Raw genomic sequence first — 1,152 nt, forward strand, 5'->3', positions numbered from 1 at the left:
CTGTATTCTTCCTGGCTGATTCGATTTTTGATCTGTTTGAATCGACGTGTTGCGAGGTCAAGCGGAACCCGAAATTCGTGAGCCCAGTACATGGGGACATCTTTCTCGTATGTTGGCAAATCCAGTTCCAGCACCATAAAGAAGGGAATAGCGGCGTATAACTGAAACTGCGATGCTTGCGTTTCCTGCAAGTCCCGGAACGCCTTGGGGAGCATTTGTTGATCACCGACGTGGCGGAGCGGGTGACAAAGTTCATGAAAAAATTCGCTCTGAGCAGATGGCTCGTCCAAACGAGAGTCGAGAATGATCATAAAATCATTAGAGCCATCGTCAATCCAACGGGCATGAGATTTTGTCGGGAGATAGGATATTTCACCCCCATAAATGTTTGCAATCCGGTGAATATCAAGGTCTTCTGGCGTGAAGATGGAATGTGCGAGGTATTTTTCAGCAATCCATTCCTCAAGTGGAGTCATTTTGTAGAGCGACAAATCCACACAAACCCCTCCTAAACAAACATTTGTTCGTATTTATGGGTGAAAATAATAGCCCAAAGGGCTATGAAGCACTAGAATAAAGGATTATTTTTCCCGTTCCTTCGCTCGTCTTTCTTTCATCCTACGGAACAGTTCCAAACTCTCTTTCAAATACTCGGCTTCCTCTTCGGTAAGATCTTCCCCGCCAGTAATAAAGGCAAGGCCCATGCGTGCGTTTTTATCGTCCTTTTTGTCGGAAGGGGCAGGATCGTCAGTACGACCGAGGAGATAATCGACGGAAACCCCGAAGTAGTCGGCAATCTTTTCTAAGCGCTCACGTCTCGGAGTGTTATCATCAGACGATTCATAACGGCGGATCGTCGATTCCGGAATTTCTAAGGCTGCTGCAAGGGCCTCTTGTGTTAACCTTTTTTTTGACCGAAGTTCCTTAAGTCTATCTTTAAACCCCATTATTATCACGCTCATTTCTTGCCTCCATTCTACAAAATAACGTTCATAAAATAAACGCTCAATATTTGAACAAAAACCATTGACACGCTCATTTATCGAGCGTATATTATAATTGCAAGGTTCAAAAAATGAGCTTAACAAAGTGAGGTGAAAGGAAATGAAAAAACTCGCCCCTCGCCAGAATTTAATTAAGTCACGTAAAGAT

The 1,152-nt window shown here is 43.8% G+C and carries 2 protein-coding genes; both read right to left on the minus strand.

What is annotated here, in order from left to right:
* On the minus strand, positions 1 to 497 hold a 497-nt coding region (locus ACTHO6_RS21055; RefSeq protein WP_440243787.1), incomplete at its 3' end, for an ImmA/IrrE family metallo-endopeptidase.
* Between the two features lie 84 nt (positions 498 to 581).
* Positions 582 to 1,152 (minus strand): helix-turn-helix domain-containing protein (locus ACTHO6_RS21060; RefSeq protein ID WP_440243789.1); only part of this gene is annotated, 571 nt, incomplete at its 5' end.

Source organism: Brevibacillus sp. SAFN-007a, from assembly GCF_051967035.1.
GTDB lineage: Bacteria > Bacillota > Bacilli > Brevibacillales > Brevibacillaceae > Brevibacillus.